12 protein-coding genes are annotated in these 11,992 nt (G+C 68.3%); 8 read left to right on the top strand and 4 right to left on the bottom strand.

The features are described 5' to 3' along the window. The first annotated feature begins 15 nt into the window (after positions 1-15). Positions 16-720, top strand: coding sequence for an alanine racemase (locus F6W70_RS08910; protein WP_235562501.1), 705 nt, complete (start codon positions 16-18; stop codon positions 718-720). After that, positions 717-1,757 carry an alanine racemase gene (locus F6W70_RS08905; protein ID WP_151486416.1) on the top strand — a complete coding sequence of 347 codons (1,041 nt, stop codon included), beginning with the start codon at positions 717-719 and terminating at the stop codon, positions 1,755-1,757. Before F6W70_RS08910 ends, F6W70_RS08905 begins: the two co-directional genes overlap by 4 nt. Positions 1,758-1,802: 45 nt before the next feature. On the opposite strand, the gene F6W70_RS08900 is transcribed toward F6W70_RS08905, so the two are convergent. After that, a complete protein-coding gene (locus F6W70_RS08900; RefSeq protein ID WP_021200689.1) occupies positions 1,803-2,021 on the bottom strand; it encodes a DUF7455 domain-containing protein in 219 nt (72 codons plus the stop codon). 181 nt (positions 2,022-2,202) lie between these two features. Between F6W70_RS08900 and F6W70_RS08895 the strand changes: the two genes are divergently transcribed. Further along, positions 2,203-4,323 (top strand): DNA gyrase/topoisomerase IV subunit B, encoded by a 2,121-nt coding sequence (locus tag F6W70_RS08895; RefSeq protein ID WP_371861300.1) that lies wholly within the window; start codon positions 2,203-2,205, stop codon positions 4,321-4,323. Positions 4,324-4,365: 42 nt separating this feature from the next. Here the strand turns inward: F6W70_RS08895 and F6W70_RS08890 are convergent, their stop codons facing one another. Then, positions 4,366-6,807: a DNA gyrase/topoisomerase IV subunit A gene (locus F6W70_RS08890; protein ID WP_055867905.1), complete on the bottom strand. Its 2,442-nt coding sequence runs from the start codon at positions 6,805-6,807 to the stop codon at positions 4,366-4,368. Between the two features lie 95 nt (positions 6,808-6,902). On the opposite strand from F6W70_RS08890, the gene F6W70_RS08885 reads away from it, so the two are divergent. Beyond that, positions 6,903-7,973 (top strand): alkaline phosphatase family protein, encoded by a 1,071-nt coding sequence (locus tag F6W70_RS08885; RefSeq protein WP_151486415.1) that lies wholly within the window; start codon positions 6,903-6,905, stop codon positions 7,971-7,973. A gap of 32 nt (positions 7,974-8,005) precedes the next feature. Here F6W70_RS08885 and sepH read toward each other — a convergent pair whose 3' ends face one another. Further along, positions 8,006-9,055, bottom strand: a complete 1,050-nt coding sequence (gene sepH, locus F6W70_RS08880; RefSeq protein WP_055867916.1) for a septation protein SepH — start codon at positions 9,053-9,055, stop codon at positions 8,006-8,008. Between the two features lie 198 nt (positions 9,056-9,253). Here sepH and F6W70_RS08875 point away from each other — a divergent pair, with 198 nt between their 5' ends. Next, the gene (locus tag F6W70_RS08875) at positions 9,254-9,547 is read left to right on the top strand and encodes a DUF4193 domain-containing protein (RefSeq protein ID WP_029259298.1); all 294 of its coding nucleotides are present in this window, start codon (positions 9,254-9,256) and stop codon (positions 9,545-9,547) included. A 75-nt stretch (positions 9,548-9,622) separates the two neighbouring features. Here F6W70_RS08875 and F6W70_RS08870 read toward each other — a convergent pair whose 3' ends face one another. Then, positions 9,623-10,087 carry a DUF3093 domain-containing protein gene (locus F6W70_RS08870; RefSeq protein ID WP_151486414.1) on the bottom strand — a complete coding sequence of 155 codons (465 nt, stop codon included), beginning with the start codon at positions 10,085-10,087 and terminating at the stop codon, positions 9,623-9,625. A 12-nt stretch (positions 10,088-10,099) separates the two neighbouring features. Here F6W70_RS08870 and dut point away from each other — a divergent pair, with 12 nt between their 5' ends. From dut to F6W70_RS08855, 3 genes are read left to right on the top strand one after another with little or no spacing between them, the layout of a single operon-like run. Further along, a complete protein-coding gene (gene dut / locus F6W70_RS08865) occupies positions 10,100-10,573 on the top strand; it encodes a dUTP diphosphatase (protein WP_051056601.1) in 474 nt (157 codons plus the stop codon). Then, on the top strand, positions 10,566-11,153 hold the full coding sequence (locus F6W70_RS08860) for a DUF3710 domain-containing protein (RefSeq protein WP_017830490.1): 588 nt from the start codon (positions 10,566-10,568) through the stop codon (positions 11,151-11,153). The genes dut and F6W70_RS08860 overlap by 8 nt, the downstream gene beginning before the upstream one ends. Continuing rightward, a complete protein-coding gene (locus F6W70_RS08855) occupies positions 11,150-11,884 on the top strand; it encodes a DUF3159 domain-containing protein (protein WP_055867918.1) in 735 nt (244 codons plus the stop codon). The genes F6W70_RS08860 and F6W70_RS08855 overlap by 4 nt, the downstream gene beginning before the upstream one ends. The last annotated feature ends 108 nt before the right edge of the window (positions 11,885-11,992 follow it).

The raw sequence follows: 11,992 nt of genomic DNA, 5'->3' as shown, positions 1-11,992 counted from the left end.
GCTAGGCTGGAACACGTGTGTGACACGACTTCCAGCTCCCTGCCGCGTGCGATGATCTCCCGCTCCGCCTTGGCGGCAGGAGCGTCGGCGGCGGTGGCAGCCGGTGGTCGCGTGGCCGATCTGCGCCGCGACGCGTGGGGTCACGGCGTCCTCGCCGTCGCCCAGGTCGTGACCGCGGCCGGTGCCGAACATGTGCTCGTCGATGCCCAGGGCGAGGTCGAGGCGCTGCAGCTCGAGGGAATCCACGGTGTCACGACCGGAGAGCCCGATATCGACGCGTCTCTCCTCTACGGCATCCCCGATTCGGACCGAGAGCTCGCGACACGACCGGTCATGCGGTTGACCGGCCGAGTCCTGTCGACCAAGCGCCTTCGGCCGGGAGACGCCGTCTCCTACGGCTACACCTACCGTGCGTCCCGGGACACCGTGGTGGCGCTCGTGACCGGCGGCTACGCACAGGGCATCGTGCGCGCGCTCGGCAATCACGCCGAGGTGGAGATCGATGGTGTGAGCAGGCCCATCGTCGGGCGCGTCGCCATGGACGTCTGCGTCGTCGACCTCCAGGGCGCCGACGTCGCGGCAGGCACGGAAGTCACCTACTTCGGCGGCGAGGGACCGGCGTCGTCAGGGATCTCGCGGTGGGCCGCCGTCACCCGGATGAGTGCGGCCGAGCTCATCACCGTCGCCGGCGCTCATGCCGTGCGGGGGTGGGAGGCATGAGCCGCCCCGAACTGCGTCTGAGCAGCAGCGTCTTCCGAGCGAACATCGATGCGGTGCGCGCCCGTGTCGACCCGTCGACGTTGATGCTCGTGCTCAAGGACGATGCGTACGGTCACGGTCTCTCCTGGGCGGTGGATGCCGCGGTGCACGCGGGAATCGAGTGGTTCGGAAGCTACGACATCCGCACCGGTCTCTCCGTACGCAGGATCGCCGGCGGCGACGCCAGGATCTTCGCCTGGGTCACATCGACGGATGAAGAGATCGACCATGCGCTGATGCAGAGGATCGATCTCGGCGTCGGCACGATCGACTATCTGCGGCGGATCATCGCGCGCGCTGAGGCGCTCGGACGATCTGCACGCGTGCACCTCAAGATCGACACGGGTCTGCACCGCAACGGCATCCTCCCGGAGGACTGGGCGGTGGCTGTGGCGGAAGCGCGCGGAGCCGAGCAGGCGGGGCTCCTGGAGTTCGCTGGCGTGTGGAGCCATATCGCGGAGGCGAGTGACGCCGACGACGACATCGCCCACGAGGCGTTCCTCGACGCGGTCCGCGTCGTCCGGGAGTCGGGCGCGAGCCCCGCGGCGCTTCACCTGACCGCCTCGGCGGCTTCGTGGTGGCGTCCCGAGCTGCGGGGAACGGTCTCACGCATCGGAGCGTTCTGCTACGGCATCCGATCAGCGGAGGGACCGGAACTCGACGGCATCCGCCCGGCCGCGAGCCTCGTCGCGACGGTCGTCGACCTCCACGGGGATCGGGTATCGATCGGGATCGGCAGCTTCGACGGCCTCCCCTCCACACTCTCCGGAAGCCGCGTCGGAACCTCCGGCGGAGCACGGACGCTCGTGTCGGTGGGACACACCTCATCGGTCGTCGAGGGGTGGCCGGGAGCGCGGGTCGGTGACGAGGTCGTCGTGTTCGGCGCTGGCGAGCGCGGAGAGACGTCGGCGACGACTCTCGCCGAGCGCATCGACACCGTGGGAGAAGAGATCCTCACCCGGCTCACGCCGCGCGTGCGCAGAGTCGTCGCCGACTGATCTGCCTCGGCTGACCACGGTCAGCCGAGAGGAGTCAGGATGCGATCAGACCGTCTCGACGAGGCGGGCCGTCTCGTCGTGCCAGCTGGTGGCGATGCTGCGGAGCTTCTCTTCGTACTTGCGACCATGGTGGGCGCAGAACAGGAGCTCGGACCCGTTGACCTCAGCGGCGATGTACGCCTGAGCGCCGCAGGAATCACAACGATCCATGGCTGTCAGGCGGAACTCGACGGTGGAGGTGTCACGTTCGGTCGTTGCGTTCATCTCGGTGCCTCCTCGGGTGTCGGCTTCGCTGGGGGATTTGGTCAATACAACCACGCTCCACCTGTACGCATGCCCGGTTTGCGGCGTGTTTCGCTCAGCGCGTACGCGACCCCCGCCGAGTAGCCTCCCGCGGGGAGTGTCTGCGGAGTCCGGGGAGCTCACGAGATTAGACTCGGAGATTGTGAATGCCGAGTACTCCGCCCATCATCTCCAGGTGCTTGAAGGCCTCGAGGCCGTCCGCAAGCGCCCAGGGATGTACATCGGGTCCAACGGCTCGCCCGGGCTCATGCACTGCCTCTGGGAGATCATCGACAACTCCGTCGACGAGGCGGTCGCCGGCAACGGCACGAAGATCGACATCATCCTGCATGCCGACGGCAGCGTCGAGGTGCACGACCGTGGGCGCGGCATCCCGGTCGATGTGGAACCGCGCACCGGGTTGACCGGTGTCGAGGTGGTCTACACGAAGCTGCACGCCGGCGGCAAGTTCGGTGGGGGATCCTACGCGGCATCCGGTGGTCTGCACGGCGTGGGCGCTTCCGTGGTGAACGCGCTCTCCGAGCGCCTCGACGTCGAGGTCGACCGCGGAGGCAAGACCTATGCGATGTCGTTCCATCGCGGCGAGCCCGGCATCTTCGCGGACTCGGGGGAGAAGCGCCCGGACGCTCCTTTCACACCGTTCCAGGAGAAGAGCGAACTGCGGGTGATCGGCAAGGCGCCCCGCGGCGTGACCGGCACCCGGGTGCGCTACTGGGCCGATCGGCAGATCTTCACCAAGGATGCGGCCTTCCAGCTGTCCGAGCTGGAGACCCGCGCCCGTCAGACCGCCTTCCTGGTGCCGGGGCTCGAGATCGAGGTCGCCGACAAGCGCACGAATCGTCCGGACGCCCCGGAGCTCGGTTCCGAGGACGCGGATTCCCCCGGGACTGTGACCTCCTACCTCTATGAAGGCGGTATCTCGGAGTTCGTCGACTACCTCGCCGTCGACCCGCCGATCACCGACAACTGGCGCATCCAGGGCGAGGGAACGTTCAAGGAGACGGTTCCGGTCCTGCAGGCCGACGGACACATGATCGCCACCGAGGTGGAGCGTGTGTGCGCCGTCGACATCGCACTCCGGTGGGGCACGGGTTACGACACCAAGGTGCGCTCCTTCGTCAACATCATCGCGACGCCCAAGGGCGGAACCCATCAGCAGGGCTTCGAGCAGGAGCTCCTCAAGGTGCTCCGCGCACAGGTCGAGCAGAACGCCCGCCGTCTCAAGGTCGGCAACGACAAGCTCGAGAAGGACGACGTCCTCGCCGGATTGACGGCCGTGCTCACGGTCAACGTGCCCGAACCGCAGTTCGAGGGGCAGACCAAGGAGATCCTCGGCACCCCTGCGGTCCGGCAGATCGTGGCTCAGGTGATCCGCAAGGACCTGGCACAGCGCTTCAGCTCCACCAAGCGCGACGACAAGAACCAGGCGTCCCAGCTGCTGGACAAGGTCGTCTCCGAGATGAAGGCACGCGTCTCGGCGCGTGCGCACAAGGAGACCCAGCGTCGGAAGAACGCACTGGAGTCGTCGACTCTTCCGACGAAGCTCGTCGACTGCCGCACCAACGAGGTCGAGCGCAGCGAGCTCTTCATCGTCGAGGGCGACTCAGCGCTCGGCACCGCCAAGAATGCGCGCAACAGCGAGTTCCAGGCCCTGCTGCCGATTCGAGGGAAGATCCTCAACGTGCAGAAGGCCTCCGTGGGCGACATGCTCTCGAACACCGAGTGCGCATCGATCATCCAGGTCATCGGGGCCGGCTCAGGGCGGACCTTCGACATCGACGCGGCGCGCTACGGCAAGATCATCCTGATGAGCGATGCCGACGTCGACGGTGCCCACATCCGCACCCTGCTGCTCACCCTGTTCTTCCGCTACATGCGACCGCTGATCGAGCACGGCCGCGTGTTCGCCGCCGTACCGCCGTTGCATCGAATCATCGTGATGAACCCCGGATCGAAGCCGAACGAGACGATCTACACCTACAGCGAGCAGGAGATGCACACGCTGCTGGCGAAGCTTCGCAAGGCGGGCAAGCGCTGGCACGAGCCGATCCAGCGCTACAAGGGTCTCGGCGAGATGGACGCCGAGCAGCTGGCGAACACCACCATGGACCGCTCCGGTCGTCTTCTGCGTCGTGTGCGCATGGAGGATGCGGAGGCCGCGGGGCGCGTGTTCGAGCTCCTGATGGGCAACGAGGTCGCTCCGCGTCGCGAGTTCATCATCGACTCTTCCGACCGGCTGTCGCGCGAGTCGATCGACGCGTGAGGAGATCCGGAGGCCGGCGGTGACCCGCAGCCTCCGGATCGCTCAGACGAGTGTGCGGCCGATGCTGCCGATGACGCCGTCGATGGGCTGACCAGAGGCGTCGCGGCGTGCTCCCGCTTCGGGGAGCTTGCGCACGGCACCGGTCGGATCGACCGCCTGCGGAGGGTTCGGACCCACCCAGGCGACCGTCAACCGGTCCTCGCCCTTCAAGAAGGAATGCGCGCGGACGCCACCGGTCGCGCGGCCCTTGGCGGGGTACTCCGCGAACGACGACACCTTGGCCCGGCCGGGGTCGGTACCGGGGAGGATGCTCTCTCCACCCGACACCGTGGCGACGACGGCATCCGCAGACGGATCGACCACACCGAAGAAGAGCACGGATGCCCCCGAGCCGAGCTTGACTCCCGCCATTCCGCCGGCCGGTGCTCCCTGCGGGCGCACCGCCGACGCCGGGAAGTGCAGCAGCTGGGCGTCGGTCGTCACGAACACCAGCTCGGCGTCGTCCGGGGCCTCAGCCGCTCCCACGACCGTGTCTCCCGGCTTCATGCCGATGACCTCGAGGTCGGGACGCACAGGCAGGCTCGAGGGAACGATGCGCTTGACCGTGCCCTGCGCCGTGCCGAGTGCGATCGGCGTCTCACTGTCGAAACGCACGAACCCGACCACGCGTTCACCCTTGGTCGTGATGCCGAGGTAGTCGCGCAGCGGGGTGCCGGCGGCGAGCTGCACGGAGGTGGCGGGCACGGACGGGAGGTCGACGGGGGAGAAGCGCACGACGCGGCCGAGGCTTGTGAGTGCTCCGAGTTCGGCTCTGACCGTGGTCTCGACCGTCGTCAGGATCGCGTCGTGCTTGCTGCGCCTGGCGGGGACGGAGAGCTCCTGGCCTTCGCCGAGGTCGACGCGGACCGTGCGACCTGTGGTGGAGAGCACCAGCACGGTCGGTGCGTCGGCGATCTGCAGGTCGACCGCGCCCTTGGTGGCGCGGGGCTTGGGAGGAGCGGCGTTCATCAGCAGCGTGCGCCGGGGGGTGCCGTACGCCTCGGCTGCGGCGTCGAGTTCCTTGGCCACAGCGGCGCGCAGCAGCACGGGGCTGCCGAGGAGTTCGCGGAGAGCAGCGATCTCGGCCAGCAACGCATCGCGTTCGGTCTCGAGCTCGATCCGGGAGAACTTCGTCAGGCGGCGCAGACGCAGCTCGAGGATGTACTCCGCCTGGAGCTCGCTCAGGTCGAAGACCGATCGCAGTCGCGCACGGGCCTGCTCCGAGTCGTCGGACGAGCGGATGACCTGGATGACCTCATCGATGTCGAGGATCGCGATGAGCAGACCCTCCACGAGGTGCAGACGCTCCTCGCGACGCTTCAGGCGGTAGCGGCTGCGACGGGTGATGACCTCGAGGCGGTGGCCGACGTAGACGCTCAGCATCTCCTTGAGGCCGAGCGTGCGCGGCTGGCCCTCGACCAGGGCGACGTTGTTGATGCTGAAGGAGTCTTCCAACGGGGTCAGGCGGTAGAGCTGTTCGAGCACCGCGTTCGGGTCGAAGCCGGTCTTGATGCCGATCGCGACGCGCAGCCCGTGATTGCGGTCGGTGAGGTCGGTGACGTCGCTGATGCCCTGCAGCTTCTTCGCCTGCACCGCGTCGCGGATCTTCTCGAGCAGTCGTTCCGGACCGACCATGTACGGCAGCTCCGACACGATGATGCCGGTGCGCCGGGGACCGAGAGGCTCGATCGACGTCTTGCCCCGGACCTTCAGAGCCCCGCGTCCGTTCGTGTAGGCGTCTTTGACGCCGTCGAGTCCCATCAGGATTCCGCCAGAGGGGAAGTCGGGACCGGGAACGAACTCCATCAACTCCTCGGTGGTCGCATCCGGGTGCTCGAGCAGGTGCGTGGCCGCCGCGACCACCTCGATGAGGTTGTGCGGCGCCATGTTGGTGGCCATACCCACGGCGATACCGCTCGCACCGTTGACCAGGAGATTGGGGAAGGCCGCGGGCAGCACGGCGGGCTGCTGGAACTGACCGTCGTAGTTCGGGATGAAGTCGACGACATCCTCGTCGAGGTTCTCGGTGAGCGCCAGGGCAGCGGCGGCGAGCCGTGCCTCGGTGTAGCGGGCCGCGGCGGGCCCGTCGTCGAGGGATCCGAAGTTTCCGTGCCCGTCGACCAGGGGAACGCGCAGGGCCCACTCTTGAGCGAGGCGCACCAGGGCGTCGTAGATCGCGGAGTCGCCGTGGGGGTGCAGCTTTCCCATCACCTCGCCGACGACGCGCGCGCTCTTGACGTGCCCGCGGTCGGGGCGCAGGCCCATCTCCGCCATCTGGTAGAGGATGCGGCGTTGCACGGGCTTCAGACCATCGCGCGCGTCGGGCAGAGCGCGCGAGTAGATCACCGAATATGCGTACTCGAGGAACGAGCCCTGCATCTCGGTGGAGAGGTCGATGTCCTGGATGCGCTCCTCGACAGGCTCGGGCGGCGGGGTTTTCGGCATGGACTTCCTGAGGGCATACGGGAGCCTGTGTCAGACTGGCTCGGATGTCCTTCATGCTACCGTCCGCGCCGCCAAGTTCCCGGAGTGTCGTCGGGGTGGCGGACGACCTGTTCGCCGCTCTGCGCGGCGAGTCCGAGGTGCTGCCGCGCGCGGATTCGGTGGTCCTCGTCGTGATCGACGGCCTCGGCGCGATCAGTCTGCGCGGGCATGCCGGGCACGCACGGGCTCTGACATCGGGGATGGCGAAGAAGGACGTCGCGCAGTCGGTGTTCCCCTCCACCACGGCGGCGGCGCTCACCAGCATCGTCACGGGCGTGTGGCCGGGGGAGCACGGTCTCGTGGGCTATCGCGTGCTCGATCCGAGCCGCGATGTGCTCGTGAACCAGCTCAGCGGCTGGGAGACCGACGGGATCGATCCCCTCACGTGGCAAGCGGCGCCCACGATCTTCGAGCGAGCGGCCGGCGGCGGTCATGCGAGTTTCGCCGTCGGATTCGCCGGGTACGCCCACAGCGGTTTCACCAAGGCAACGCTCCGCGGGGCCGAGTTCGTCGCGGCGACCACAGCGCGCGCTCGCATCGAAGCGGCGTACGAGCTCGCGCAGACTCATCCGGGCTCTCTCGTCTACTGCTATCTTCCCGAGGTCGACAAGGCCGGGCACAAGCACGGCATCGCCTCAGCGGAATGGGTCGCTGCATTGGAGGACGTCGACGCCGCCCTGTCGACACGCGTGCCCCCCGGCGTCGGCGTGGTGGTCACATCGGATCACGGGATGGTCGACGTGGCGCCGAATCGACAGGTGGTTCTGGAGGAGACGCATCTCGAGGGGATTCGTCACGTCGGGGGAGAGCCGCGCATGCTGCACGCCTACCTGGAGCCCGAGGCGGACGCCGCCGCGGTGACCGCACGATGGCGCGCCGACCTCGAAGGCGTAGCCGACGTCGTGACCCGTGACGAAGCTGTGCACGCGGGGCTCTTCGGACCGACGGTCACCGAGGCGGCCTCGTCGCGGATCGGCGATGTGCTCGCGATCGCCCGCGGAACCTGGGCCGTGTACGACGGCACGGCTGCCGACCAGCGCGGACGAGGGATGGTCGGTCAGCACGGAGCGCTCACACCCGAGGAGCGGCAGGTGCCGGTGATCAGGCTCGGCGCGTTCTCGCGCTGACGCCGATCGCGGAAGCCGCGATCAGACGGGTCTCACTCGTCGGTGCGGGCGCCGAAGACGATCTCGTCCCAGGAGGGCATCGCGTTCCGGCGGCGTCGTCGGCCGTTGGAATCACCGGAGTCCGAACCTGACGGACGCGGTGCAGGCTGCTGCGGCTCCGGCTCGTCATCCGGCTGCTCCAGAGCCTCGAACAGGGAGATCGGGCTCGGCTCGGGGCGCTCTGCGTCCTCGACATCGTCGAGCAGCGGCGCCGTCTCCCGCTGGCCGCGTCGTCGACGAAGTGCCTCCAGGAGATCGGCGGTCTCCGGACTCGTCGTCTGCGCTGCGGGCGCGCGCTTGATCGCCGCGTCCTGCGCGGCGGCGTCGGAGCGCTCAGGGAACGACGGGTCCTCGATCTCCGCATCGGGCGCCGGCAGCAGGCGTGGCCCGAAGGCGCCGGAGTCGAAGCGGCTCTCGTCCTTGTACGGCGAGGTGATCCGGTCGGCGTCCACGGCCCGCAGGCGGGGGATGAGGCCCTCAGGAAGCGAACCCTGCCGCGACAGCTGCGTGGCGTCGGCGTTGAGCGGCGAGAGAGCGCTGCGGCGAGGGTCGAAACTCCAGCGCGCATCGTGATCGACGTCGTTGGCCGTGAACTCGAGCTTGATGATCCAGCCGGACTCATCCTTCCAGCTCGCCCAACGCTCGGACGTGGCCTCGATCTCGGCGAGTTTGGCCCGCACGGCGACGCCGAAGGTCGGCTGCGCATCGGGTTCGACCTCGCTGCCGATGAGCACGGGAACGGCGAGCGCCTGCCCGATCACATGCTCGCGCTCGGCGAGGACCGGGCCTTCGAACCGTGCGACGTCGTCGACGCCGATGCCGAGCAGTTCTGCGACCTCGGCGGCCGTGAGGCCGGCACGGATCTGCGCCTGGATGTCGCGCGGGCTCGCGGCGAGCTTCTGGGCCGTCGGCTCGCTCTGACGCGTGGCGCGACGGATCTCGCGCTGCAGCATGTCGTCGATGGGCAGCGCGAACCGCTCGCCCGACTCGGTCGCGAGTACGAGGACTCCTGCTTCTGTGCCGACGATGGTGACGTTTTCCATGCGAATGCCCCTCTGATGGGTGTCCGTTCATGGTGTCACGTGCGGGGCGTCAGGCCCGGGAATACCCTGGGCGTGCCGTGAGTTTCCTCCGTCGCACGGACGAGCATTTGCGTTATGTCGTTTGGTCGTGCAAACTATGGCCGCCGAATACCCGACGGCGCACCACCCACTCGCACCATGAAAGTGGAGATCTACCGCATGGCAACCGATTACGACGCCCCCCGAAAGAGCGAAGACGACTCCGAGTCGATCGAAGCCCTGAAGGAGCGTGTGCCGGACAAGCTCTCCGGCTCAAGCGGGGACGAAGACTCCGACAACCCGTCGAGCTTCGACCTTCCGGGTGCCGACCTCTCCGACCTCGAGCTCGACGTCGTCGTGCTGCCCGCGCAGCAGGACGAGTTCACGTGCATGAGCTGCTTCCTCGTGAAGCACCGCTCACAGCTCGACCACGAGGGCGCATCCGGGCCCATCTGCAAGGAGTGCGCTGCGTAAGCAGTCCTCCGAGCGACGTATCACGCGCCCCCGACCACTCCGGTCAGGGGCGCGCTGTCGTCTGTGGGAAGCGTCTCAGTCGCGCGAAGCGCGGATCGCCGCGGCCAGGCGGTCGGGTGTGCGGGTCGAGATCGTCCAGGCGTCGACCGGGTCGTCCTGGTCGAGGTTCGGAACGACGACGATGCCGTCGATGCCGCCGCGGATCAGGTGCCACCCACGTGCCGGCAGCCCCGGACCGCGGGCCTGGCGAGCCTCTTCGCCCGTCAGAGCCACGGGGTCGCCGAGATGCTCGGTGTCGATGTGTGCGCGGCCTGCGTGCAAGACGGAGCCGACGAGGGAGACGACCGGGGCGGCGGCGATGAAGCCCAGCACCAGCAGAGCCGACACGGCCGCGCCGAGCACGAGCGCGACGGTCGAGCCGATCGGCACGAAGACGAGCGACACCATCGGGCCGGCGACCGCGACGGTCACGAGCAGCCAGAGGCTCGGCGAGAGCCTTTCGCGGTAGCGGGGGCGTGTGTCTGTGGCGGGGTTCTGCATTAGCCTCATGGGGTGACCGATTCCGTTGATATCCCCATTATCGCTGCAGTGGTGCCCGGGTACGCGCATCCGGGCGATGCCGGTGCCGATCTGATCGCGGCGGAAGCCGTGCACCTCGAGCCGGGGGAGCGCGCACTCGTGCCGACGGGCGTGCGTATCGCCCTCCCCGAGGGGTACGCAGCGTTCGTGGTTCCGCGCAGCGGGCTGGCGGCGAAGCACGGGATCTCGATCGTGAACTCGCCCGGAACTGTCGACGCGGGCTATCGCGGCGAGATCAAGGTGAGCCTGATCAACACCGATACCCGGAGCGCGTACGATGTCGCCGTCGGCGATCGTATCGCGCAGCTGATCATCATGCCCGTCACGCGCGCCACGTTCATCCCGGTCGACGAGCTGCCGGACAGCGTCCGCGGTGCCGGAGGATTCGGATCCACCGGCTATCAGGCAGCGACCCACCAGAACGAAGCAGGACAGGCCAATGACTGACAACAACGAGACCCCTTCGAAGTCGGCACCGCTGAATCGTGCCACCGACGGTCCCTTCGATGACTCCGAGGCGAACCCCGTCCGCCCGTACATCGACCTCGGCGGGATCAAGATCCTTCCGCGGGAGGGCCTCAACCTCCGTCTCGAGGTCGAGGAGCAGTCGAAGCGCATCGTGGCGGTCGGTCTCGACTACGCGGACTCCTCGCTGCAGGTGCAGCCGTTCGCGGCCCCGCGCACCGGTGGGCTGTGGGACGAGACGCGCGTGCAGCTGCGCGACCAGGTCAAGGCGCAGGGCGGCCGAGTGGAGGAGAGGGAAGGCCCGCTGGGCAAGGAGCTCCTCGCCGAGGTGCCCGCCACGGCGGCGGAGGGATCCGGGCTGCGCCTCGCGCGCTTCATCGGCATCGACGGTCCTCGCTGGTTCCTCCGCGGTGTGATCGGTGGCGCCGGCGCCTCCGACCCGGATGCGGCCGCGAAGGTCGAAGACCTCTTCCGTTCGATCGTGGTCGTCCGTGGCGGATCCCCCATGCCTCCGCGCGACCTGATCCCGCTCAAGATGCCGGCGACCCCGGGTTCCGCGTGAGCGCCCCCGAGCCCGGACCCGAAAGAGACAAGAGCACCTCCGAGATTCTCGGGCAGGCTCTCGGAGGTGCCGCGCGTCGCGCCGGCCTCGACCCCGCCGAGAGCTCGAGCACGCACAAAGTGGTCTGGTCCGCGATGGGCGGGTGGCGCGGCATCCTCGAGTCGGTGCTGCCCAGCCTCGCGTTCGTGATCATCTTCACGATCCGCCCGGAGCCGCTGATCCTCTCGCTCGGGATCTCGGTCGGTCTCGCGGCGGTCTTCACGATCATCCGGCTCGCTCAGAAGTCACCGCCCTCGGCAGCCCTCGGCGGTCTCGTCGCCGCGGGTGCGGCTGCGGCGCTGGCGCTGTGGACCGGTCGCGGCGCTGACAACTTCGTCCCCGGACTCATCACGAACGCGGTCTACGGATCGGTGATCCTGGTCTCCGCTCTGATCGGGTGGTCGCTGATCGGCCTCGCGGTCGGATTCCTGATGGGGGAGGGCACCACCTGGCGCAATGATCGCCGCAAGCGTCGTGCCTACTTCTGGCTCGGGATCGCCTGGGCCGCGCTGTTCTTCGCGCGTCTGGCCGTGCAGCTGCCGCTCTATCTCGCCGGAGATGTCACAGCGCTCGGCACTCTCAAGCTCATCATGGGCCTGCCCCTCTTCGCGCCGCTGATCGCCGTCACCTGGCTCGTCGTTCGCGCTCTCCACCCGCGCGAGCCCGCGAGCGAGGATGCTCCGGAGGCGTGATAGATTTATCTTGACATCAAGATAAATCGCAGGCTTTCGCCGGTGAGCTGCGCGGAGCAGACTGGTTAGGGCCGCCTTGCTAGCCGCAGGGGCTCGCTGGCGAGCAAG

Source organism: Microbacterium maritypicum (assembly GCF_008868125.1).
Taxonomy (GTDB): Bacteria; Actinomycetota; Actinomycetes; order Actinomycetales; family Microbacteriaceae; genus Microbacterium; species Microbacterium maritypicum.
The sequence above is the reverse complement of the archived record's forward strand: the minus strand, read 5'-3'. Positions and strand labels throughout refer to the sequence as shown.

Bases quoted from the DNA above. Each gene is read 5' to 3' on its own strand.
- F6W70_RS08905 (WP_151486416.1), top strand. From the start codon at position 717: ATGAGCCGCCCCGAACTGCGTCTGAGCAGCAGCGTCTTCCGAGCGAAC.
- F6W70_RS08900 (WP_021200689.1), bottom strand. From the start codon at position 2,021: ATGAACGCAACGACCGAACGTGACACCTCCACCGTCGAGTTCCGCCTG.
- F6W70_RS08890 (WP_055867905.1), bottom strand. From the start codon at position 6,807: ATGCCGAAAACCCCGCCGCCCGAGCCTGTCGAGGAGCGCATCCAGGAC.
- sepH (WP_055867916.1), bottom strand. From the start codon at position 9,055: ATGGAAAACGTCACCATCGTCGGCACAGAAGCAGGAGTCCTCGTACTC.
- F6W70_RS08875 (WP_029259298.1), top strand. From the start codon at position 9,254: ATGGCAACCGATTACGACGCCCCCCGAAAGAGCGAAGACGACTCCGAG.
- F6W70_RS08870 (WP_151486414.1), bottom strand. From the start codon at position 10,087: ATGCAGAACCCCGCCACAGACACACGCCCCCGCTACCGCGAAAGGCTC.
- F6W70_RS08860 (WP_017830490.1), top strand. From the start codon at position 10,566: ATGACTGACAACAACGAGACCCCTTCGAAGTCGGCACCGCTGAATCGT.